Genomic DNA, 22,621 nt, shown 5'->3' on the forward strand with positions numbered 1-22,621 from the left:
CGGGTTGGCTACGTTCCCCTGCGGAATAAGGGGGAACCATGACGATCGCCGAATGGTGCGTCTTCGGGACGCTGATGCTCTCGCTGCTGACGATCGTGTCGGTGAAGTGGACCGGCTTCCGCAGCTTCGACAATGCCAGGCCGCGCGATCCCGACTTCTACGACGACCCGATCCGCTCGCGGGCGCTCGGCGCGCACCAGAACGGCATCGAGGCCTTCCCGTTCTTCGCCTTCGCCGTGCTGCTCGCCGAATTCCGCGTCGGCCCGCTGCGACTGATCGACGAGCTCGCCGTGCTGTTCCTGATCGTGCGGATCGCCTACGTCTTCACCTATATTGGCAATCGCCCGACGCTGCGCTCGATCCTCTGGAGCATCGGTTTCGCGATCAACATCGCGATCTTCCTGCTGCCGGCGATCAGGGGCTATCTGACGAGTTGAGCCTGTTTCTTCTCCCTCTCCCCGTTCTTACGGGGAGAGGGCTGGGGTGAGGGACCGTCTCCGCAAATTCGATGGAAGCGAGCGTGCGGAGACTCCCCCTCACCCGAAATTCGCGCACGCGAATTTCGACCTCTCCCCGCAAGCGGACGCAAGCGGGGCGAGGTGACTTCAAAGGCACGTCGCGCGCTCGGCCGCGATGTAGCCGAACAGCAGCCCGAGCCCGAACAGCAGCACAAGGCCCGCGGCGGCGAACTCCAGGCCGCGCATGATGACCATGCCGCCGCCGTCGCGCGCCGCGCTCAGCCGCTCCGCCACGCCGCGCGCCGACACCGCGACCAGCGCGATCGCCGCCACCGTGATGGCGGTGCCGAGCCCCATCACGAAGGTCGCGGCAATGCCGGCCCAGAACAGGCCCTGCGCCAGCGCGAACACCAGCACCAGGATCGCGCCCGAGCAGGGCCGGATCCCGACCGTGAGGATCGCGCCGAGCCCCCGCCGCCAGCCGCCAGGACCGGCGAGCTCGGCCGGCGTCGGCCCGTGCGAATGGCCGCAATGCTCGTCATGGACGTGCTGCGCGTCATGCCCGTGATCGTGACCGTGATCATGATGATGCCCGTGATCGTCATGCGCGTGACGGTGATGGTGATCATGGCGGTGGTCGTGGTGATCGTGATCATGGTGGTCGTGATGATGCGCGCCGGCCATCGCCAGCGCCGGCCGCGGCGCCTGCAGGGCGCGGAAGAAGCTGCCGCCCTTGACCCAGACCAGCCGGGCGCCAAACGCCGCGATCAGCGCGTAGCTTGCGATCTCGATCGCCTTCTCCGCCCCGCACATGGTCTTCGCGGTCGCGTTGAGCAGCCAGGCACAGATGCCCACGATGAGAACGGCGACCACCGACTGCATCAGCGCTGAGGCGAACGACAGCGCGATGCCGCGCCGCGCGGTCTCGCGATTGGCGACCATGTAGGACGAGATCACCGCCTTGCCGTGGCCGGGGCCGGCGGCATGGAAAATCCCGTAGGCAAAGGAGATCGCAAGCAGGGTCCAGACCGCCGAACCGTCGGATTTCGCGGCGCGGATGGTCTGGGAGATCTCACGGTAAAACTCCGACTGTTTCGCCAATAGCCAACCGACCAACCCGCCCTGCGGCTCCGCCGCGCGCGGCGCGCCGAACGGATTCTGTGCCAGCAGCGCATGAACGGCGCCATCGAGCAGCGCAAACGCCGTCAGTACGGCCGCGGCCACGGCGAGGCCGCGCGTCATGCGCGAGACGATCGGCGTCATGGGCACTCCACCGAGACCTTGTTGGCGAACATCATGCCGAAATTGCCGTTGCCGCCGTCGAGAAAGGTCTGCTCGCCGAGCTTCTGCGCGGCGGCGGTGCCGTCGCTATTCGGCCGCTCGAACTGCATCTTGCAGTTCGCCGCGGCGCCGACCAGCTTGACCGGCTCCTTCTCGGCATACTGGAAGTCGATGAAATAGGTCGGGTCGAACACTTCGAGCGAGAGCTGCCTGGCCTTGAACGGCGTCTTCACCGGCAAGGTGAAGTGCAGCGTCAGCGCCGAATCCTTGTATTCGAGGAAATAGTCGACCGGCTCGGTGAACTTCTGCTTCTTGCCGTCGCCCTTGGCGAAGGTGAAGTAGGCGTATTCCTTCAGCGATTCGACATTGGTCTGCGCCAGCGGCGCCAGCTCCTCGCGGCTGTAGGCGCCCTTCACCTTGGTCTCGATGCCCTGCAGCGCGTAGGTCGAGAACATGTCGTCAAACGTCCAGGCGTGCCGGACCCCCGTGATGGTGCCGTCGGGCGCGTAGATCAGCTCGCTCCTGGCGACGATCCAGACATGCGGATGAGCCTCGGCGGCCGCCGTGCCGAGCACGACGGACACCGCGACCACGAGCCAGCCGATCAGCCGGTTCAACGACGGCCGCACCTCAGGCCGCCTCAGGCGTCTCGAGCAGGCCGCGACGGCGCAGCAGCGCGTCCGGCTCGGGCTCGCGGCCACGGAAGGCGACATAGGCCTCCTCCGGATCGCGCGAGCCGCCCGACGAATAGATGTCGTCATGCAGCCGCTTGGCGGTCGCGGGATCGAAGATGTCGCCGGCCTCCTCGAAGGCGCCGAAGGCGTCAGCATCCATCACCTCCGACCACATGTAGCTGTAGTAGCCGGAGGCATAGTGGTCGCCGGAGAAGATGTGGCCGAACTGCGTCGGCCGGTGCCGCAGCGAGATTTCGGCGGGCATGCCGATCTTCTCCAGCTCCTTCTGTTCGAAGGCGCGGACATCCCAGCTCGCCGCTGCCGGCTGGGTGTGGAATTCGAGGTCGATCAGCGCAGAGGAGACGAACTCCACGGTGGCAAAGCCCTGGTTGAACTTGCGCGCGGCAAGGAAGCGCTTGAGCAGGTCGTCCGGCAGTGCCTCCCCGGTCTCGTAGTGGCGGGCGAAGCGCTGCAGCACCTCGGGCCGCTCCTGCCAGTGCTCATAGAGCTGCGAGGGCAGCTCGACGAAGTCGGTGAACACGCTGGTTCCGGACAGTGACGGATAGGTCACGTTGGACAGCATGCCGTGCAGGCCATGGCCGAACTCGTGGAACAGGGTCCGCGCGTCGTCGGGCGACAGCAGCGACGGCGCGCCATCGGCGCCCTTGGCGAAGTTGCAGACATTGATGACCAGCGGCGCGACGTCGCCGTCGAGCTTCTGCTGGTCGCGCAGCGAGGTCATCCAGGCGCCGGAGCGCTTCGAGGGTCGCGCGAAGTAGTCGCCGTAGAACAGCGCCTTGTGCTGGCCGTCGCGGCCCCTGACCTCCCAGACCCGGACGTCCGGATGCCAGACCGGGATATCCTTGCGCTCCTCGAAGGTGACGCCGAACAGGCGGGTGGCGCAGTCGAACGCGGCCTCGATCATGTGGTCGAGCACCAGATAGGGCTTGATCGCGGAATCGTCGAAATTGGCGCGGCGCTGGCGCAGCTTCTCAGCGTAATAGCGCCAGTCCCAGGACGCCAGGGTGAAATTGCCGCCCTCCTCCGCGATCAGCGCCTGCAGCGCGTCGCGGTCGGCGAGCGCCCGGGCCCGCGCCGGCTTCCAGACCCGCTCCAGGAGGCCACGCACGGCCTCCGGCGTCTTCGCCATGGAATCCTCGAGGCGGTAGGCGGCGTAGGTCGGGAAGCCCAGGATCTTGGCGGTCTCCTCGCGCAGCCTGAGGATCTCCACGATGGTCGCGTTGTTGTCGTTGGCGTTGCCATTGTCGCCGCGCGCCGTGAAGGCCTTGTAGACCTTCTCGCGCAGGTCGCGCCGCGACGAGCTCTGCAGGAACGGCTCGACCGAGGAGCGCGACAGCGTCACGATCGCCTTGCCCGGCATGCCGCGCTCTTCCGCCGCAGCCTTGGCGGCCGCCACAAATGTGTCGGAAAGGCCGGCGCGGTCGGCCTCGCCGAGCTCCATGAACCACTCCTGCTCGTCGCCGAGCAGATGATGGCTGAATGAGGTGCCGAGATGGGCGAGGCGCTCGTTAATCTCGGCCATGCGGGCCTTTGCCGCATCGTCGAGGCCGGCGCCGGAGCGGCGGAAGCGGGTGTAGGTGCGTTCCAGCAGCCGCATCTGCTCGCCGGTCAGGCCGAGGGAGGCGCGCTTCTCGTGCAGCATGGCGATGCGGCCAAACAGCACAGCGTTCATCATGATCGGATTCCAGTGCCGCGCCATCCGGGGCGACACCTCCTTGTCGATCTCCAGGATCGCCGGGCTCGAATGCGCCGAGACCAGGTCGTAGAACACCGCCGAGACCTTCGACAGCAGTTTGCCGGAGCGCTCCAGCGCGGTGATGGTGTTGTCGAAGTCGGGCAGCGCCGGATCGTGGGTGATCGCAGTCACTTCCGCGGAATGATCGGCGAAGGCCTGCTCGAAGGCGGGCAGGAAATGCTCCGGCTTGATCTCGGCGAACGGCGGCGTCTCGAGCGGCGTCCGCCATGCCTTCAGGAGGGGGTTGGCAAGAGCCTGAGCCTTGGCGTCTGCGCTGGTTTCTGACATCGAATGTCCCGTTTTTCGCCTTGAAAATGCTGCCCAATCTATATCACGCGATACGGCATTTTTGGGCCTTTTGCGCTTGATAGATGGGCACTTTTCGGAGAGATTGCGCCCCCTGAACAGGACCTATTTCATGACCATGCAGCCCTCCACCTCAGGCAACCGCACCATCGCCTGGCCAAGCGTCATCACCGTGATCTCGGCGGCGATCCTGATCGGCGCGGAAGTGTTCGGCGCGGCGTTCGCCGGCGGCTGGGCGCTCGCGATTCTGCTCGGGCTCGACGACGTCGCCGCACACATCCTGCAGGCGGTGCTGTTCGGCATCGGCGTGCTGATCATGATCGCCTTCATCCGCGCAGCTCAGCGCGTCGAGCCGTTCACGCGTCGCGCGTGAGTTTGAGCGATTCAAGAAAGCACTGCGGCACAAGGCTAAAACGCACACACGCTTCGTTAGTCATTCTTAACAGCCGTTCATCTTCAGCGCGTCCGACGCGTGCTGCGCGCGACATCGCGAGCACGCGTTAGGGAAATTTGCCGCTATCGCAAAAAAATTCTTGCGCCACGAAGTCAAAAGACTTATTTCCTGCCTTGCCCAATTTCGCACGTGCCTGTGGTCGTGTGTCAGTCGGTAGGTATCCGGACAAGAGGCCGGACAGCCGCCAAGGGGTGGAAGAACCGAGGGTCGCTTACGTCCATCAGGACACGAGGCGGCCAGCATCTCTCTCCAGGGATGCCGTTGAAGGTCTCACCACTCTTTGCAACCGTGACTGGCAGCCGGAGGCGAACCGGCGCACCCCGCTCTCAACGGGGGACGCGACTTAAAGCAACGACGGATCGGGCTTTTTTGGTCTCTACCGGCGGTCCAACGCCGGCCCGGGCTACTGAAAAGGCTTGTCCTTCATTGCCAGGTGATCGGGCGGGAAACTCTCCCAACCAATCCACGGCAGCACAGTCTGGTTTGAGTCTCTTGGCCTCAACGCGCCTCCATCGCGCGATGTGGCCGAAGCGCTCTTACCCGACGTCACGTTGATGCGGATCCCGTCGCTGGGGCCGTTGGAGAGTGCCATGACTGAACGTATCCAGGAATTCCTGCGCCACCGCCGCCAGGATGGTCTCGACACCGAGCCGTGCCTCGTCGTCGACCTCGAAGTCGTGCGCGACAACTACCAGACCTTCGCCAAGGCGCTGCCGGACAGCCGCGTGTTCTACGCGGTGAAAGCCAACCCGGCGCCCGAAGTGCTGTCGCTGCTGGCCTCGCTCGGCTCCTGCTTCGACACCGCGACGGTTGCGGAAATCGAGATGGCGCTGGCCGCCGGTGCGACGCCGGACCGCATCTCCTATGGCAACACGATCAAGAAGGAGCGCGACATCGCGCGTGCCTTCGCGCTCGGCATTCGCCTGTTCGCGGTCGATTGCGCCGCCGAGGTCGAGAAGATCGCCCGCGCCGCCCCCGGCGCCAAGGTGTTCTGCCGCATCCTCTATGACTGCGCCGGCGCCGAGTGGCCGCTGTCGCGCAAGTTCGGCTGCGACCCGGAGATGGCGGTCGACGTGCTCGACCTCGCCAAGCGCCTGGGCCTGGAGCCGTGCGGCATCTCGTTCCATGTCGGCTCGCAGCAGCGCAAGGTGAAGGCGTGGGACCGCGCGCTCGCGATGGCGTCGACCGTGTTCCGTGACTGCGCCGAGCGCGGGATCAACCTCACCATGGTCAACATGGGCGGCGGCTTTCCGACCAAGTACCTCAAGGACGTTCCTCCGGTCCTGCAATATGGCCGGTCGATCTTCCGCGCGCTGCGCAAGCATTTCGGCAACCAGATTCCGGAGACGATCATCGAGCCGGGCCGCGGCATGGTCGGCAATGCTGGAATCATCGAGACCGAAGTCGTTCTGATCTCGAAGAAGAGCGACGAGGACGAGGTGCGCTGGGTCTATCTCGACATCGGCAAGTTCGGCGGTCTCGCCGAGACGATGGACGAGTCGATCCGCTACGCCATCCGCACCCCGCATGACGGGGCGGACATGACGCCGTGCGTGCTCGCGGGCCCGACCTGCGACAGCGCCGACGTGCTGTACGAGAAGCTGCCGTATCCGCTCCCGGTGACGCTCGAGATCGGCGACAAGCTGCTGATCGAAGGCACCGGCGCCTATACGTCGACCTACTCGTCGGTGGCGTTCAACGGCATTCCGCCGCTGAAGACCTACCACATCTGACCCGCCTCCTTTTCGAGGCCCGATAAACCGGGAGCCGGCCCCGCCGGCTCCTCCCCGATCATTTTTGATTTTCCTGAACGACGCTTGCCGCGGCGTACGACATGCCGTTGCAAGCGGGGACTGACGTGCCATGACTGCAAAACGGAACACCCCCGTTGCCCTCATCCGAGATGCCGCCCCGTTCGCGATCCGTGCGGAGCGTGGCTCGGACGTCGTCGCACGCGAAGCGCTGCTGGATGCCTGCTTTGGCTGTAATCGCCATACGCGCACCTGCCAGCGCCTGCGCGACGGACGCGCGCCCGCCGAAGGCCTGAGCCTTGCGGCCGTGCGCCAGGACGGCCGGCTGGTTGGAACCGTGCGGTTGTGGCACGTCAGCGCGGGGGGCCGCAGCGCGCTGATGCTGGGGCCGCTGGCAGTCGATGACGACTGCCGCGGCCTCGGCGTCGGCGCCGCGCTGATGCGGCGTGCGCTGGCGGTGGCCAAGGCGCGCGGCCACGGCGCCGTGATCCTGCTTGGCGATGCGCCCTACTACGCCCGCTTCGGCTTCACGGTGGCCAAGACCGGCGAGCTGTCGCTGCCGGGCACGTTCGAGCGCGAGCGGCTGCTCGGCGTCGAGCTTGTCGCAGGCGCGTTGGATGGCGCCTGGGGCATGATCACGCCGACCGGCGCGCCGCTGCCCGAGGCCAAGGCACCGCGGACGCGATCCCGGACCCGGAAGGCACCGCTCGCCGTGCCGCACGCGGCGTAAGGCGGGCCGCCATGTCGGAGCACCTTCCCATCACCGATGGCGCGCGCCCGCGTTGGCGCGGCCTCGTCACCACGGTCATGCTGATTCTGATCTCGGTGATGATCGTCAGGGATATCCTGGGCCGGCGCTGGACCGGCACGCCGCCATCGCCGCCGGACAGCACGCTGCAGTCCCACTAGTGCCGGCCGCACCAGGCCTGAACCAAGGGGTTGCGCGGGCGCCAAAAATGTCCGTAAACCCCGCCAAAGCCATTTTCAGTCGAGGTCCAACATGTCCCGCCGCCTGATTTCTACCGGCTCGCCCTTTGAGAAGACCGCCGGCTACAGCCGTGCCGTGATCGATGGCGACTTCGCCTTCGTCGCAGGAACCACCGGCTATGACTACGCCACGATGACCATGCCGGCAGATGTCACGAGCCAGTCACGGAACTGCTTCAAGACCATCGAGGCCGCCCTCAAAGAGGGAGGCTTTGCGATGGCCGACATCGTCCGCGCGACCTACTACCTCACCGACGCCCGTGACGTGGATGCCCATTTCGCGGTCTGCGGCGAGGTCCTCGGCGACATCCGCCCGGCCGCAACGATGCTGATCGTCGCGGGGCTCTACAAGCCCGAGATGAAGGTCGAGATCGAAGTCACCGCGAAGCGTCGCAACCCCTGATCCACCCTATCCGCCGCTAGGCACTCTCCTGGAGAAAATGATGAGCCCCGCCTCGCAGATCTACGCGAAGATCACAGGTCCCATTGTTATGATCGGCTTCGGCTCGATCGGCAAAGGCACGCTGCCTTTGATCGAGCGGCATCTCGATTACGACAAGTCGCGCGTCACCGTGATCGACCCCAAGGACGAGGGCCGCAAGGCGCATTGCGAGAAGCACAACGTCAAATTCATCCAGAAGGCCGTGACCAAGGACAATTATCGCGACCTGCTGAGCCCGCTGCTCACTGAAGGCGGCGGCCAGGGCTTTTGCGTCAATCTGTCGGTCGATACCGGCTCGACCGACATCATGGAGCTGTGCAACGAACTCGGCGCTCTCTACATCGACACCGTCAACGAGCCCTGGCTCGGCTTCTATTTCGATTCCTCGAAGGGCCCGGAAGCGCGCTCCAACTACGCCCTTCGCGAAGTGACGCTGGCCGCCAAGAAGGCGCGCCCCGCGGGCTCGACGACGGCCGTCTCCTGCTGTGGCGCCAATCCCGGCATGGTCTCGTTCTTCGTCAAGCAGGCGCTGCTCAACGTCGCCGCCGATCTGAAGCTCAATGCCCCGAAGCCGAAGACCAAGGCCGAATGGGCGGACTTGATGCGGCAGGCCGGCGTGAAGGGCATCCACATCGCCGAACGCGACACCCAGCGCTCCAAGTCGCCGAAAGAGCCTGACGTCTTCGTCAACACCTGGTCGGTGGAAGGTTTCCTGTCGGAAGGCGTGCAGCCGTCCGAACTCGGCTGGGGCACCCATGAGAAATGGATGCCCGAGAATGCGCATACCCACGAAGCCGGCTGCGGCGCCGCCATCTATCTGATGCAGCCCGGCGCCAACACGCGCGTACGCACCTGGTGCCCGACCCGCGGCGCGCAGTATGGCTTCCTCGTCACCCACAACGAGTCGATCTCGATCGCCGATTACTTCACGGTGCGTGACGCATCGGGCACGGCGATCTATCGGCCGACCTGCCACTATGCCTATCACCCGGCCGACGACGCCGTGCTGTCGCTGCATGAAATGTTCGGCCGCGCAGCGAAGATGCAGGAAAAGCATCACATCCTCGACGAGAACGAGATCGTCGACGGCATCGACGAGCTCGGCGTGCTGCTGTTCGGCCATGACAACAATGCCTACTGGTACGGCTCGCAGCTCTCCATCGAGGAGACCCGCAAGCTCGCGCCCTATCAGAACGCCACCGGCCTGCAAGTGACCTCCGCCGTGCTCGGCGGCATGGTGTGGGCGCTGGAAAACCCGAACGAAGGCATCGTCGAGGCCGACGAGATGGACTTCGATCGTCTGCTGGAAATCCAGCTACCCTATCTCGGCCCCGTGAAGGGTTTCTACACCGACTGGACCCCGCTGACGGATCGTCCGGGACTGTTTCCGGAAGATATCGACACCAGCGATCCCTGGCAGTTCAAGAATATTCTGGTGCGCTGACAGGGTCATCCCGGGATGCGCACTTAGGCGCGCAGACCCGGGATCTCGAAATCGTGGCGCGAGATTCGCAGGTGCGCGAGTGCGCACCATGGTCCATCGCCGACGCGATGCCCCGGAATGACTTCGTCATCTCGCCATGTAGTCGAACGCGACCGAGCCGAGGCCGAGCGTCAGGTCTGCCTTGAAATGCAGCGCCGAGACCACCTCGCGCACCGGCAGGCGGGCGACGTCGCACAGCGCGTGCGGAAACAGGCCGAGCGCGGCGGGGCCGGTCCAGGCCTCCTTCAGCGTGATGTCTTCCAGATGAAACCGCACCAGCTCGCAGATCCGCGGGCTGCCGTCGACATGCGGGATGATCTTCAGAATGAAGTTCGGCGCCGTCATCGACTTCAAGACGGTGTCGTGGTCGACCTTGCGATGCTTGTAGCCCATGGTGGCGGAGGCGCAGAGCACCGAGCCGTAATGCAGCGAGCCGACCAGCACGTCGCTCTCGACCTCGATCCTGGGCTTTGCCAGCTTCTTCGGAAATCCCCACAGCTCGCGGCCGCCGGCGATCGGGCCTTCATCGTCGAGATACATCGCGTGGGTGTAGGCGCCCTCCTCGCCCCTGAAGCGAACCGGGATCACCTGCCCGGTCTCGGTGTAGTCGCCGAAACCGGTCGAGTCCGGCATGCGGATGAACTCGTACTTCACCACCGGCTCGGCGACCTCGAGCGGCTCCGGCACCACGGCGGCGAGCGCTTCCGGGTCGGTCTTGTAGGTGATGATGAAATATTCGCGGTCGAAGAACCGGTAGGGCCCCGGCGGAAACGACGGGTTGGTGAGCGGCATCGAATAGGCGGTGCGCCGGACGTCCTCGATCTTCATGGCAGGCCCCATCTGTCGTTGGCGAGACGACAGATTATGGAGTGTGCCGGTGGCGGAGGCGAGACCGTATAATCGGCAGCGTCCGTCAAATCCGCGTCACAATGCGGGCCGCGGCGCGCTTACTTTTTCTCGATCGGCGGCGCGGTCTTCTCCGCGGGCGCGGGCGGCAGCACCGGCTTGGCGCCGGCCTTCCGTGCCTCATCGTCGGGACGCGCGGGCTGCGGCGCCGGCGTGGTCGGCCGCTCGCCGCCCGGCTTCGACTCGGCCGGCGGCGCCGTCTGCTGCGGCTCGGGCGTCGGCGTCGGTTGCAGCGGCTGGGTCGCCTGCGCGATCTCCTGCGGCGGAGCGGCATAGATCGCGTGCAGCGAAAGCACCGCGATCGCAACGCCCGCTGCCACCAGCGTCGAGGCGATCAGCATGTCGATTCGCAACCTGGTCCGATCCACAGCCATCTCGTTCACCTGCGCCTTGTCCACGGGGTCAACGATCCCGCCACGGCATGGTTCCGAAGCGGTGCCTGCGGGAACCTCGGCTCAATCCGTGGTGCTGACCTCCCAGGTCGCGTGCCGCACGCCGGGCTGATGCTGCAGGTCGACCACCACGGCGTTCAACTCGTTGGGCTCGACCGCGGTCGAGACCAGCGTCGCCACGATCTCGAGGAAGTCGTCGCCGGCCTCGACCATGTCGACATCGGCAACCGGGTAGTTCGCTGCCTCCAGCTTCTCGACCAGGCGGTCGCGCATGTCGGGCAATGCCTCGGGAGTGACCGCGAGCTTGAAGTAGTAGGTCGCCTCCGAGGCCTTCTCGTTCAGCGGGATGCGGTTGATGGCGTTGACCAGCGGACGCAACAGCGTGTTGCCGGCGATCACGAACACGGTCAGCGCCGCCGCCTGCGCCACGAGGTCGGCACCGGCGCAGGAGCCGACCGCGGCCGAGGCCCACAGCGTGGCCGCGGTGTTGAGGCCGCGCACATCCATGCCCTGCTTCATGATGACGCCGGCGCCGAGGAAGCCGATCCCCGACACCACATAGGCGATCACCCGCACCGCGCCGTCGGCGCCGGCCAGATGCATCGCGAGGTCGACGAAGGCGGCAGCGCCGACCGCGACCAGCACATTGGTGCGCAGACCCGCGGTGCGCTGCCGGTACTGCCGCTCGGCACCGATCAGGGTGCCGAACACAAAGGCCGTGGTCAGGCTGACCAGCGTGTCGATGAAGTCGGCGAGCTGGAACGTGGTGAGAAATCGCATGACGCTGCGGCCCCGGCGCGAGCTTCGTCTTTTGACCGCGTTTTCTTCACGCGAACCGGTACCCACTTCGCTCGAAAACGCTTCGTCTGCCGCGATCTCTTACATTTCCACGATGCCCGCGTCACCATCTTCCGTGCCGAAGGCGAGCAGCGTGCCCTTGGCATTCCATCCGAGCGCCGACACCGCAGTGCCGGCGTTCCGGCGCACCAGGATCTCGGCGCCGTCCTCGAGCCGGACCATCAGCACAGTGCCGTCGGCATAGCCGACCGCCATGATGTCGTTCTTCGGATGGCAGGCGACCACGGCGACCCGCGCCGGCATCGGCGCCAGCATCGCCGGCTCCTTGCCCATCGGGCCGTCCTTGCTGGTGAACGGCCAGACGATCACGGTATCGGCGCCCGAGGTCGCGAGCCCCTTACCGCCGACGCTCCATGACATCGAGCGCACCCGGCCGGGATAGCCGCTCATCCGCATATGCCGGTTGTCGGCGAGCCGCCAGCCATGCATCGCGGGCTCGTGCATCGCGGTGACGAGGAATTTGTTGTCCGGGCTGAACATGACGGCGAGATGCGAGCCGGCCCATTCCAGAAACTCCGGATTGGCCGCCATGTTGGGAAACCACAAGGTCACGCCGTTGTAATGCGCGATCGCAAGCCGCAGGCCCTTCGGCGCAAAAGCAAGCCCGCCGACGGTCGACGGCACCTCGAAGGTTTTCTCCTCGCCCTTGGGATTGCGCACGAAAGCGGTCTTGCCCGCCGACCATGCCAGCGTGCCGTCGCTGTGCAAGGCGACATTGTCGATCCAGCGCCGCTTGGCGTCGGTCGCAATGACAGCGGTCTCGCCCTTGGCGTCGATCGCGACCAGCTTGCCGTCGTCACCGCCGGTGACGAGCCGCTTGCCGTCGGAGGCGGCGCACAGGATGGCGCCGAAATGCGTCTGCGTCCGTGTGATCTCGCCTTCGGCGGTCGCGATCGCAACACCCTCCTCGGCGCCGACGAAGAACGCGCGGTCGCCGAGGAAATGTACCGAGCTCACCGCCGCGCCGAGCGGCAGCGGCTTGACGCGGTCGGTGATCGAAACGATGGAAGAAGGGGCCTCGCCCGGATCGAACTCTTTCATCACGTGGTGATGCACTGCTCGAAGCCGTCGCGGATCGCCTGCTCGGGCAGTTCACGACCGATGAACACGACGCGGCTCTCGCGCTTCTCGCCGTCCTTCCATTTCCGCTGATGGTCGCCCTCCAGCATCATGTGGACGCCCTGGAACACGTAGCGGTCGTCATCGCCGGTGAAAGCGAGGATGCCCTTCGAGCGCAGGATCTTCTGGCCCTCGGTGGCGACGAGCTGCTGCAGCCAGGGCATGAACTTGGTCGGGTCGAGCGGCTTCTCGGAACGCAGCGACAGCGATTGCATGTCCTCGTCGTGATAATGCTTCAACCCGCCATGGCCATGGTCGTGATCATGATGGTGGTGGTGATCATGGTCATGGTGATGATGATCGTGATCGTGATCATGGTCCTGATCGTCGCCGGCCTCGAGGAAATCGGGCTCGATCTCCAGGATGCGGTCGAGATCGAACGCGCCGCGCTCCAGCACGTCGGTCAGCCCGACCTGGCAACGCTCGGTGCGGTGCAGCTTGGCATAGGGATTGATGCCGCGGATGCGGGCTTCGACCTCGGCGAGTTCGGGCTTTGAGACCAGGTCGGTCTTGTTCAGCACGATGACGTCGGCGAACGCGATCTGGTTCTTGGCTTCCGGCGCGTCCTTGAGGCGGTCGCTCAGCCATTTGGCATCGGCGACGGTCACGACCGCGTCGAGCCGGGCGTTCTTCTGCACGTCCTCGTCGACGAAGAAGGTCTGCGCGACCGGCGCCGGATCGGCAAGGCCGGTGGTCTCGACGATGATGGCGTCGAACTTGCCCTTGCGCTTCATCAGGCCGTCCATGATGCGGACGAGGTCGCCGCGCACCGTGCAGCACACGCAGCCATTGTTCATCTCGAACACTTCCTCATCGGCGCCGATGATGAGGTCGTTGTCGATGCCGATCTCGCCGAATTCGTTGACGATGACGGCGTATTTCTTGCCGTGGTTTTCCGACAGGATGCGGTTCAACAGCGTGGTCTTGCCGGCGCCGAGATAGCCCGTCAGCACGGTCACAGGAATTTTTTGCGAAGCTTCAGCCATAACAACTCCGAAGGAACTCTTTGTTTGAACATGATCTTATCGGAAAACCCGACCCCACTTTTCCGGATCATGCTGGTCCGCGCTCAACCCAGACAGGGAGGCCCCTGCCCTACTCGGCGAGCGCGCTGGTCAGGGCCTTTATATTGTGCCTGACCATATCAATGTAAGTGGGTGCATCGCCCTTTTCGGCCGTCAAACCGTCCGAATACAGGGTGCCGCCGACCCGGGCGCCGGTCTCGGCCGCGATCCGCTCGATCAGGCGGGGATCGCTGATATTTTCGAGAAAAACTGCCGGAATTTTCGCAACCTTGATCTGGGCGATGATGGCGGCGATATCGCGCGCGCTGGGCTCGGAATCCGTGGACACGCTGAGCGGCGAGAAGAACGTGACGCCGTAGGCGTCAGCGAAATAGCCGAAGGCGCCATGGGTCGAGATCACCTTGCGCCGCGCCTCCGGCACTTTCGCCACCGCCTCATGCACCTCGCGGTCGAGCGCCTCGAGCTTGGCCAGATAGGCGTCGGCATTGGCCTTGAAGATGGCTGTCTGGTCGGGGGCCGCGGCGATCAGCCCGTCGCGAATATTGACGACGTAGATCTTCGCATTGGCCACGGATTGCCAGGCATGCGGATCGTCATGGCCGCCCATCTTCCGTGGCATGATCCCCTTGGTCGCCACCGCGACCGGTGCCTTGCTGCCCGAGGCCTGCAGCAGCCGCGGCATCCAGCCCTCGAAGCCGAGACCATTAATCACCACGAGCTTGGCGTCGGCGACCTTCTTGGCATCCGCCGGCGTCGGCGCGTAGACATGCGCGTCGCCGTCGGGCCCGACCAGCGCCGTCACGTCGACATTATTGCCGCCGACATTGCGCACCATGTCGGCGAGGATCGAGAAGCTCGCGACGACATTGATGCGTTCGGCGGTGCGCGCCGGTCCACTCGCCAGCAGCAGCGCCAGACCAATCAAACCAAACAATCGCCGCATCGTACTCACGCCTCGAGATGGCGGCCGGGAAACAGCTGCCGCACCAAGCCGCTGACATTGCCGAACAGCAGCGACACAATATAGAGCCCCGCCGCAACCAGGATGATCGCGGGGCCTGAGGGAATCCGGGTCTGGTACGACAGCACGAGTCCGGCATAGCCCGACAGCATCGCGCTCGCCACCGCGATGCAGATCATGGTGGTGATGTCGCGCGACCAGAACCGCGCAATGCCCGCGGGCAGGATCATCAGTCCGACGCCGAGCAGCGTGCCGAGCGCGTGGAAGCCGTTGACGAGGTTGACCACGACCAGCGCGAGGAAGGCGAGATGCGCCGGCGCGCCGGCCCGGCTCACGGTGCGCAAAAACACCGGATCGACGCATTCGATCACCAGCGGGCGATAGATCACCGCGAGCACCAGGAGCGTGAGGGTGGCGTTGAACGCGATCACCAGCAGCGTCTGGTCGTCCATCGCCAGGATGTTGCCGAACAGCACGTGCAGCAGGTCGATATTGGTGCCCTTGATGGACACGATGGTGACGCCGAGCGCGAGCGAGACCAGATAGAAGGTCGCAAGCGAGGCGTCCTCCTTCAATTCGGTGGTGCGGGCGACGAGGCCGGCGAGCAGCGCCACGGCAAAGCCCGCGATCAGGCCGCCGGTCGTCATCGCGAACAGGTTGAGCCCGGACAGCAGGAAGCCGATCGCCGCCCCCGGCAGGATCGCATGCGCCATGGCGTCGCCGACCAGGCTCATCCGCCGCAGCATCAGGAAAACGCCGATCGGCGCACCGCCGAGCGACAGCGCGATCACCGCCGCCAGCGCGCGGCGCATGAATTCGAATTCGGTGAAGGGCGTGACCAGCGCGTCGGATAGCATCGGCGTCAGGCGGCCCGCGAGCGTGGATCGGCGGCGCAGGCCGCGGCGCTATCGTCGAACGCCTCGCACATCCGCATTGCGACCATCAGATTGTCCGCCGTCAGCGCCTCGGCGGTCGGTCCCCATTCGACCGGGCCGCGCGCCAGCAGCAGCGTCTCCGGGAAATTGTTGCGCACCATGTCGAGGTCATGCAGCGCCGCCAGCACGGTGCGCCCCTCGCCGTTCCACCGCTTCACCAGCGCCAGCAGGTCGGCGGTGGTCTTGGCGTCGATGGCGTTGAACGGCTCGTCGAGCACGATCAGCCGGGCGTCCTGCAACAGCACGCGCGCGAACAGCATGCGCTGGGTCTGGCCGCCGGACAGCGTGCCGATCGGGCGGTTCTCGAATCCGTTGAGGCCGACGGCGGCGAGCGCCGCCAAGATCTTCTCGCGCGCGGCCTTGCCGATGCCGCCGAAGAACCCGGTGGAGCGCCACAGCCCGGTGCCGACGAAATCGAACACCGAGATCGGGAAGCTGCGGTCGATGTCGGCAGACTGCGGCAGATAGGCGATGTCGCGATGATCCAGCCCGTCGAGATCGATCACGCCGGACAGCGGCTTGAGCACGCCGGCGATGCCGCGCAGCAGGGTCGACTTGCCGGCGCCGTTCGGGCCGATCACGGCGAGCAGCGCACCGGCCTCGACGGCGCCATTGAGATGATGCACCGCCGGGTGGCGGTCATAGCCGAGCGTGACGTCACGGAAGGTAACAAGAGCAACCACTGGTCTCACCTCATCGCCAGCCAGACGACAGCCCACAGGCAGGCACTGACCGCGAGCGCCGCGAGCAGTCGGCCCGGCACGGGCATGCGCAGGATCGACCAGTGCGCGGCCTGCGCCGGATGCGCGTGCGGGGCGTGGCTGTGCCCGTGGGGGGCGTGGCCGTGATGGTGGTCCTCGTGGGTGTGCGTATGCGCCATGGAACGACTGTTATATTATAACATAACGCGAGTCTACAAAGGAGGAACTCATGGCGGACCCGCAAAACCGGGGAGATTTGAGCCGCGCCGGCAGAGTGACGTCCCGGTCGACAGCTTTGCCGGAAACCTGCCTGGATGGGAACCGTTGGCTACCTGCGCCGGAGCGAAGGCAGACCCGTGCGCAGTTCTCTCCGCGTCGTCCTGGCGAAGGCCGAGACAACGGCGAATCCGTGGTGCAGATTGCGAGGCCCGCCTGCGCGCCTCAAATTCAGTGTCGTCCCGGCGCAGGCCGGGACCCATACGCCGCGGCGGGTGTTGTTGACGGGACTCGTTATTCCAACGGTGCGTAACAATCGGCATTTGTGGTTATGGGTCCCGGCTTTCGCCGGGACGACACTGAGTGTGTGGAGCCGCGAGTAAGACAAACTTCTGCGCTCTCGCGATATGAATTGCCCGAGCTTTGACTTGTCAATCCGCCCTCTCTTGAACTGAGGCCGGGTGTCGATCGCACCCATGGGCTCCGTGCGGGGACTTGACACGTTTTGCTGAGTTGTCCGTCGGCAAATCACCGATTGGCGTGGGGAAAATACCGGCGGAACGCCTTCGGCGACGGAGAGGCTGCCCTATGCGAAGAGGCAGCCCTATGCGACCAGCACATAGACCAGCATGGCAGCGGTGATCGCCATCCAGACGAGCGAGAGGCGGAAATACAGCAGGTCCCAATTCATGGGCGCGAGCGTACACGCCCGCGCTGACGTCAACCTTTCACCAGGTTAAGGCATCGCGGATTTAGTAACTAAGCACGCCAGCGGAATGGATCAGTGGTTGGCGCGCCGAAAGACACAGCCTTGGCCCTCAATTTATGAACATGGCAATCGCCACGAGGATGACCGGGCTTAGCCCCATCAGTACGACAAACACGCTGTAAAGTAGGTTACCCATAACGCCGCCCTACGTTGGAAGGGGAAGCTATGCCGGGCGGAACTCGGCAAGCCAGTGCAGCTTGTGCCAGCGGTGTTCGAGCTTTGGGAATTACCCAGTTATCTCCGGGGCCTAGCTGGACATCCCCGTAACACTACGGGGGCGACACAGCTCAGGCAGAGAAAAGGGCGACGAGCGCCACCACCGCCAAAGCGGTAGCGACGCACCCTGCGATCATGACCCAGTCCTGACGCTTCGCCATGCCGGACACGCTCACCCGGCCAGCGCAGGTCGCGTTGACCTAGGTCAACCGGCCAAAATCATTCATCGGCCGTCGAGGCATCACGCAACGAGGCAGCCTCACGCCTCGCGCGCGTAACTCTTCAACCTTGCCTCGAGCACCGCGATCACTTGGTCGCGGACCGGATCGCGGGAGCCTTTCAGCCAGGCGGCGGCGAGCGGCAGGCGGCCGGCGCTGCTGCCGCGCGTCAGGCGGAGCGGCACAAAGCGAACGCCTGATATCGCCATTCGTGCGGTCCAGCGCGGCACGATGGCGACGCCGAGCCTTGCTGCGACCATGTTGACGATGGTCTGCTTCTCGTCGGCGATCTCCTGGATATGCGGCGTCAGCCCGGCCTCGTCGAACAGCTTTGTCGTCAGATCGTGGCTGTGCGGCCGCGAGCGGCGCTCCGGCACGATCAGGGGCTGATCCGCGATGTCGGGCAGCACGATCTGCTTGCGCCGCGCCAGCGCGTGCTTGTGCGACAGCGCCACCACGGCGGTCTCCTGCAGCAGCGGGACAAACTCGATGCGGCGGTCGGGCCGCTCCGGCGGGCGCACGAACGCAAGGTCGAGCGCGCCCGACAGCAGCTTCGGCAGCAGCCGGATGGTCTTCTCCTCGAGCAGTTGCACGGCAACATCAGGATGGGCGGCGCGGAGGTCGCGCAGCAGCGGCGGCAGCAGGCCGGCCGCCGCGCTGTCGATCGCGCCGATCCGGAAGCGGCGCGCCTGTGGCTTGCGCAGCCGACGGCGAAAGCCGTTCTCGATCGCCAGCAGCTTGATGTGGCGGCCCAGCGCCGAGGGCATCATCTGCAGGCGCAGCGCCGCGCGCCCGAAACGCAGTTCTCAGCAGCCGCCACGAAGCAGCGAAGCTGGTGCAGATCCAAGACGCGGGCTTCCTTTCGGCTCAGCGTTCGTCATGGCCGGGCTCGTCCCGGCCGTCCAGGTCTTCCCTTTATGCAGCCAAGACGTGAATGCCCGGCGCAAGGCCGGGCATAACGCGTTGTGGGGGAAGCGATCGAGCTCGTGTGCTCTCCGGCAAGAGCCGGGCGCATCGTCACAGTGCGGGGGTCCACCTGTTGCGATGACGGTAGAGCTTTGACAGGCTGAAGTTTCCGACCTCTTGTTCGCCCTTGCGGAAAATGGCTATCGCCTTCTGAACGCTCATTTCCGAAATGATATCGGGCCGGCTCCCACAGAGCATGACGAGCTCGAAGATCAGATTGGTGAGGGCGGGCATATCGGTCCATTGCTGCGTCTGATAGGGCTCCTCCCAATGAGCCCAGGCCCAATCTTCGATCAGATAGAGACCATCGCTCTTGAGATAATGGAAGGACGCCTCGAAGCTTGCTCGCGAGAGCTCGTATTGATGCGAGGCGTCGTCGATAATCATATCTATTCGCTGGCCGGGGAATTCCGTCCTGATGATGGTCTGGACGCGCGCGGTGTCGCCTTGCGACGTATTGTAGTATAATTTGACGCGGTCCGTCAGACCGTGGTCGCGGATCAGGCCAAGCACCGCTGGGCTCGCAGGTCTGATATCGATCCCGACGAACTTGATACGTTCCTCGATCGCGGCAAGAAGCAAAGCCGAACCACCTTCGAAGATGCCGAATTCCAGGATATTGGTAACCCCGTTCTCGCGAATGAGGCTTTTGTAGCGATCAATCATCCCGCGGTTCTTGATGATCGCGATGGAATCCTTCGTCGTCCTGGCATCATTGAAGTTCTGCCTGATCAGGCCAAACTTCATGTTGTTGATCACGAAGGTATTCTCATCACTCCAGACTTCATCCATTGGGAACCCCTGTCGATATTGACTCAATTAACTGATCGCTGTTGTTTGCCCTGTGGCGTGCAGAGCCTCTCCTGCCAGATAAGCGGTATTTTTTCTCCATCCTCCGACGGTGCTTGGCGCAATTCCTCGCCTGCAATCTGCATGCCTGGCGGACATGGCCACGCAGTTGTCATCGAGTCACTGGCCGATTTGCATCCGGCGCCAGCCGTTGTAGTTGAGATCGATGACGAACCGACGGCACACGCCTTCGGATCGATCCGCGTCGGCCACACCAGCTTGAACGGCGGAAGTGTCGGGCGTCGGCCCGCCGCGTTGGCGATCACTTTGAGACGCCGCACGCCTTCAGACAGCGTCGGCTGAATCCAGCCGCCTTCGGAGCTCTCGTTCCAGGCATAGATCACAACGCTCTTGAAGCGATCGTTGCGCGGATTGTTGGCCGCCTGACTGATTGCAGCACGGATTTGCCGTGTCCATTCCTCATCGGTGGCAGGTTGACACCAGTCCGGATTCGGCTTGCGAGTTTTCAGTTCCTGAGGATCGCGCAAAGCCGGTCGATAATCCCAGCCAAGCGTCACGGTTGGCAGGAAGCCTCCAGAACCATTCTGGGCTTCGGCTTGCCAGGCTTTCTGTGCAAGAGCCGCGCAACTGGCGTACGGCAGGGATTTTCCATTCGACCCAAGGGCGGTCGCATATGTACTCGCCGCATCAAATCCTATCCTGTGAGCAACGGGCTCCGTCTCGGACAGGTTGAAGAGCAAGGCAACCAGGTAGAGATCTCGGCCGGTCGCGGCCTTGACCCGATCCCTCATATCCTTCAGGGCCGCCTTTGTACCCTCTTCACCCCCAAGCCCCTTTATCCACGGGGTCATCGTACCAAGCAGGAAGAACACAGGCGCCGAGCCGTCGCTCGCCCGCATGTAATCCGGCCCGGCTACCGCTTTGCTGATTGCATCACTCACCATCGGCACATCACGAGGGGGGAATGACAGGTTGAAATTCAGCGCGTATTTGATGCCGAGCTTGTCTGGAAGCCGAAGAAAATTTCCCAACGCCCGATTGAGCGCCACGGCTCGACTGGGATCGCGTCCCCAGGACGAACTCTCCAGGTAGTAGCCGAAGATGAAATAATCCAAGCCTGCGGACTTCGCGTAATGCACGTCCGCATTCAGTGCTCGTTCGGTGTTTCCGGGAAAACCGAGATTTCCGTTCGGCAGACGCTCTGTGTAATACGGAGCGCGCGCGCGCAATCCAGGGTCGGCCAGGACCTGCCCATAGGGACTGTCGAGACTCCAATTGTCCCACCGAATGGCACCTAATGAGACCTTGCTCGACGAGGCCGGTGCCGCAGTTGGTGCGGCGGGCGCTGCGGGTGCCACGGCGGAAGGACTGCCCTTGCTCGCCTGAGCCATGGCTGGGAGTGAGGAGACTGCCGTCGCAAGCACAACAAGCAGACGGATCGAGCAGTGTCGGGCTGTCCACATCATCACTTTCCCTTGGTCCAAAGCCGCCATGATGCGGCTCGGGATTTCGGTTGTTACTCGACATGCATTCAAGAAGTAACAAAGGGCGCTTATGTGGCGGCGCACTGCAATCGTATCCGTTGAAGCGGAACATCGATGCAACAGCGTGAGATCAAACTGCTTTGGTTCTTGCAAGCATCGCGCCGCGATTCACATTAGGTCGAAGCAGAACGGGATCGGTGGAACTTTCCGCACCATGCGTTTCAGTTGATCGAGGAACTTTCTGCCGCCGAAATGGGCACAGGCGTTACCGCGCTCCATGCCTCGCGACGACACGGTTGAAAAATCGAATGATCCTTCCATTGGTTGAAGACAGAGGCTCCGCGTTTTGCAACACAGGTCCCGAATCCATCGATCCGCAAAACGCGTGGTGGAATGGATTCCGAGCTCGCGCTTCGCACGCCCCGGAATGAAGAGAGAGAGAGAGAGAGACGTGTTCACGCCTCGCGCGCGTAACTCTTCAACCGTGCCTCGAGCACCGCGATCACCTGGTCGCGGACCGGATCGCGGGAGCCTTTCAGCCAGGCGGCGGCGAGCGGCAGGCGGCCGGCGCTGCTGCCGCGCTTCAGGCGGAGCGGCACAAAGCGGACGCCGGGGATCGCCATCCGTGCGGTCCAGCGCGGCACGATGGCAACGCCGAGCCTTGCTGCGACCATGTTGACGATGGTCTGCTTCTCGTCGGCGATCTCCTGGATACGCGGCGTCAGCCCGGCCTCGTCGAACAGCTTTGTCGTCAGATCGTGGCTGTGCGGCCGCGAGCGGCGCTCCGGCACGATCAGGGGCTGATCCGCGATGTCGGGCAGCACGATCTGCTTGCGCCGCGCCAGCGCGTGCTTGTGCGACAGCGCCACCACGGCGGTCTCCTGCAGCAGCGGGACAAACTCGATGCGGCGGTCGGGCCGCTCCGGCGGGCGCACGAACGCAAGGTCGAGCGCGCCCGACAGCAGCTTCGGCAGCAACCGGATGGTCTTCTCCTCGAGCAGTTGCACGGCAACATCAGGATGGGCGGCGCGGAGGTCGCGCAGCAGCGGCGGCAGCAGGCCGGCCGCCGCGCTGTCGATCGCGCCGATCCGGAAGCGGCGCGCCTGCGGCTTGCGCAGCCGACGGCGAAAGCCGTTCTCGATCGCCTCAGCGCGGCCGAGCAGCGCGCGGCCCTCGCGCAGCAGCACAGCGCCGTCCTCGGTCAGCGACACCGCGCGCGTGGTGCGCGCGAACAGCCGCACCCCGAGATCCTCTTCCAGCAGCTTGATGTGGCGGCCCAGCGCCGACGGCATCATCTGCAGGCGCTGCGCCGCGCGGCCGAAATGCAGTTCCTCGGCAGCCGCAACGAAGCAGCGAAGCTGGTGCAGTTCCAAGACGTCGCTTCCTTATGCCCCGCGTTCGTCATGGCCGGGCTTGTCCCGGCCATCCACGTCTTTCTTTGCCGCCAAGACGT

The 22,621-nt window shown here is 64.7% G+C and carries 22 protein-coding genes and 1 pseudogene; 7 read left to right on the forward strand and 16 right to left on the reverse strand.

Translation table 11 applies throughout. The features are described 5' to 3' along the window. Positions 1 to 38: 38 nt before the first annotated feature. Positions 39 to 437 carry an MAPEG family protein gene (locus J2R76_RS22310; protein WP_016842609.1) on the forward strand — a complete coding sequence of 133 codons (399 nt, stop codon included), beginning with the start codon at positions 39 to 41 and terminating at the stop codon, positions 435 to 437. A gap of 168 nt (positions 438 to 605) precedes the next feature. Here J2R76_RS22310 and J2R76_RS22315 read toward each other — a convergent pair whose 3' ends face one another. The 3 genes from J2R76_RS22315 to J2R76_RS22325 are packed head-to-tail and all read right to left on the reverse strand — an operon-like array spanning position 606 to position 4,457. Continuing rightward, a complete protein-coding gene (locus tag J2R76_RS22315; protein ID WP_253624951.1) occupies positions 606 to 1,721 on the reverse strand; it encodes a nickel/cobalt transporter in 1,116 nt (371 codons plus the stop codon). Next, a complete protein-coding gene (locus J2R76_RS22320; RefSeq protein WP_168857883.1) occupies positions 1,718 to 2,356 on the reverse strand; it encodes a DUF1007 family protein in 639 nt (212 codons plus the stop codon). The genes J2R76_RS22315 and J2R76_RS22320 overlap by 4 nt, the downstream gene beginning before the upstream one ends. A 13-nt stretch (positions 2,357 to 2,369) precedes the next feature. Further along, a complete protein-coding gene (locus tag J2R76_RS22325) occupies positions 2,370 to 4,457 on the reverse strand; it encodes a M3 family metallopeptidase (protein WP_253624952.1) in 2,088 nt (695 codons plus the stop codon). Between the two features lie 130 nt (positions 4,458 to 4,587). On the opposite strand from J2R76_RS22325, the gene J2R76_RS22330 reads away from it, so the two are divergent. From J2R76_RS22330 to J2R76_RS22355, 6 genes are all read left to right on the forward strand, one after another. After that, positions 4,588 to 4,848, forward strand: coding sequence for a hypothetical protein (locus J2R76_RS22330; RefSeq protein WP_028332864.1), 261 nt, complete (start codon positions 4,588 to 4,590; stop codon positions 4,846 to 4,848). Between the two features lie 671 nt (positions 4,849 to 5,519). After that, positions 5,520 to 6,662 carry a type III PLP-dependent enzyme gene (locus J2R76_RS22335; RefSeq protein ID WP_229192892.1) on the forward strand — a complete coding sequence of 381 codons (1,143 nt, stop codon included), beginning with the start codon at positions 5,520 to 5,522 and terminating at the stop codon, positions 6,660 to 6,662. Between the two features lie 130 nt (positions 6,663 to 6,792). Then, positions 6,793 to 7,410, forward strand: coding sequence for a GNAT family N-acetyltransferase (locus J2R76_RS22340; RefSeq protein WP_076827701.1), 618 nt, complete (start codon positions 6,793 to 6,795; stop codon positions 7,408 to 7,410). Positions 7,411 to 7,421: 11 nt separating this feature from the next. Next, positions 7,422 to 7,589, forward strand: a complete 168-nt coding sequence (locus J2R76_RS22345; protein ID WP_194295351.1) for a hypothetical protein — start codon at positions 7,422 to 7,424, stop codon at positions 7,587 to 7,589. Positions 7,590 to 7,680: 91 nt separating this feature from the next. Continuing rightward, positions 7,681 to 8,070: a RidA family protein gene (locus tag J2R76_RS22350; RefSeq protein ID WP_076827703.1), complete on the forward strand. Its 390-nt coding sequence runs from the start codon at positions 7,681 to 7,683 to the stop codon at positions 8,068 to 8,070. Between the two features lie 40 nt (positions 8,071 to 8,110). Then, positions 8,111 to 9,553 (forward strand): homospermidine synthase, encoded by a 1,443-nt coding sequence (locus J2R76_RS22355; RefSeq protein WP_028341360.1) that lies wholly within the window; start codon positions 8,111 to 8,113, stop codon positions 9,551 to 9,553. Between the two features lie 126 nt (positions 9,554 to 9,679). Here the strand turns inward: J2R76_RS22355 and J2R76_RS22360 are convergent, their stop codons facing one another. The 13 genes and pseudogenes from J2R76_RS22360 to J2R76_RS22420 form a co-directional block, all read right to left on the reverse strand. After that, on the reverse strand, positions 9,680 to 10,420 hold the full coding sequence (locus tag J2R76_RS22360) for an acetoacetate decarboxylase (protein ID WP_076827705.1): 741 nt from the start codon (positions 10,418 to 10,420) through the stop codon (positions 9,680 to 9,682). A 119-nt stretch (positions 10,421 to 10,539) separates the two neighbouring features. Next, a complete protein-coding gene (locus J2R76_RS22365) occupies positions 10,540 to 10,872 on the reverse strand; it encodes a hypothetical protein (RefSeq protein ID WP_168857865.1) in 333 nt (110 codons plus the stop codon). A gap of 81 nt (positions 10,873 to 10,953) precedes the next feature. Then, on the reverse strand, positions 10,954 to 11,670 hold the full coding sequence (locus tag J2R76_RS22370; RefSeq protein WP_253624953.1) for an MgtC/SapB family protein: 717 nt from the start codon (positions 11,668 to 11,670) through the stop codon (positions 10,954 to 10,956). 99 nt (positions 11,671 to 11,769) lie between these two features. Further along, complete coding sequence (locus tag J2R76_RS22375; RefSeq protein WP_057016236.1) at positions 11,770 to 12,789, reverse strand: WD40 repeat domain-containing protein; 1,020 nt, start codon at positions 12,787 to 12,789, stop codon at positions 11,770 to 11,772. Then, positions 12,789 to 13,853, reverse strand: a complete 1,065-nt coding sequence (locus tag J2R76_RS22380; RefSeq protein WP_253624954.1) for a GTP-binding protein — start codon at positions 13,851 to 13,853, stop codon at positions 12,789 to 12,791. The genes J2R76_RS22375 and J2R76_RS22380 overlap by 1 nt, the downstream gene beginning before the upstream one ends. A 109-nt stretch (positions 13,854 to 13,962) precedes the next feature. Continuing rightward, positions 13,963 to 14,835 (reverse strand): metal ABC transporter substrate-binding protein, encoded by an 873-nt coding sequence (locus tag J2R76_RS22385; protein ID WP_253624955.1) that lies wholly within the window; start codon positions 14,833 to 14,835, stop codon positions 13,963 to 13,965. A 5-nt stretch (positions 14,836 to 14,840) separates the two neighbouring features. Continuing rightward, positions 14,841 to 15,710 (reverse strand): metal ABC transporter permease, encoded by an 870-nt coding sequence (locus J2R76_RS22390; protein ID WP_016842589.1) that lies wholly within the window; start codon positions 15,708 to 15,710, stop codon positions 14,841 to 14,843. A 5-nt stretch (positions 15,711 to 15,715) separates the two neighbouring features. Then, on the reverse strand, positions 15,716 to 16,471 hold the full coding sequence (locus J2R76_RS22395) for a metal ABC transporter ATP-binding protein (RefSeq protein WP_253624956.1): 756 nt from the start codon (positions 16,469 to 16,471) through the stop codon (positions 15,716 to 15,718). Positions 16,472 to 16,476: 5 nt separating this feature from the next. After that, a complete protein-coding gene (locus J2R76_RS22400) occupies positions 16,477 to 16,668 on the reverse strand; it encodes a hypothetical protein (protein WP_057016232.1) in 192 nt (63 codons plus the stop codon). A 1,281-nt stretch (positions 16,669 to 17,949) separates the two neighbouring features. Further along, positions 17,950 to 18,755: pseudogene (locus J2R76_RS22405) on the reverse strand (LysR family transcriptional regulator). A 170-nt stretch (positions 18,756 to 18,925) separates the two neighbouring features. Further along, positions 18,926 to 19,666 carry a class I SAM-dependent methyltransferase gene (locus J2R76_RS22410; protein WP_057016230.1) on the reverse strand — a complete coding sequence of 247 codons (741 nt, stop codon included), beginning with the start codon at positions 19,664 to 19,666 and terminating at the stop codon, positions 18,926 to 18,928. 23 nt (positions 19,667 to 19,689) lie between these two features. Next, complete coding sequence (locus J2R76_RS22415; RefSeq protein ID WP_253624957.1) at positions 19,690 to 21,177, reverse strand: hypothetical protein; 1,488 nt, start codon at positions 21,175 to 21,177, stop codon at positions 19,690 to 19,692. 446 nt (positions 21,178 to 21,623) lie between these two features. Beyond that, complete coding sequence (locus J2R76_RS22420) at positions 21,624 to 22,541, reverse strand: LysR family transcriptional regulator (RefSeq protein ID WP_092087561.1); 918 nt, start codon at positions 22,539 to 22,541, stop codon at positions 21,624 to 21,626. Positions 22,542 to 22,621 lie beyond the last annotated feature (80 nt).

It is taken from the genome of Bradyrhizobium sp. USDA 4532, from assembly GCF_024171315.1.
GTDB lineage: Bacteria > Pseudomonadota > Alphaproteobacteria > Rhizobiales > Xanthobacteraceae > Bradyrhizobium > Bradyrhizobium australafricanum.